The organism is Bradyrhizobium sp. Kon69 (genome assembly GCF_055807515.1).
The window spans coordinates 1-278 of record NZ_JBVVOS010000321.1 but is presented as its reverse complement, the minus strand read 5'-3'; the positions used below and the strand labels follow the sequence as shown (position 1 = coordinate 278).

1 protein-coding gene is annotated in these 278 nt (G+C 46.4%); it reads right to left on the bottom strand.

Going from position 1 to position 278, the window contains the following annotated elements:
• Positions 1-278: hypothetical protein (locus AC0L3U_RS39315; protein WP_473365109.1), on the bottom strand; the 278-nt coding region annotated here is incomplete at both ends.

The following is a 278-nucleotide window of genomic DNA, read 5'->3' as shown; positions in this document are numbered from 1 at the left end:
ACGAAATCGCCTGCAAGATTCTCATGAGCTTATGACACTGATCCCTTAGCTCGCTTATTTTGAGAATCGCGTTTGATTTATTGGCATTCTTTGGCTTGATCAGGTCGGTTAATGAGGCGGTTGCTCCTTCATTTAGGCCCCATTGCCAATGTACGATTTTATGCCTGAGGCTGCTTACAGCGTCGAAAGCTTTTAGCGTGTATAGCAGATCGTCTGTTGCCTGCTGATCGTGGGTTTTTAAATCAGATATTCGCCTCTGAACGTACCGGACCATCCCC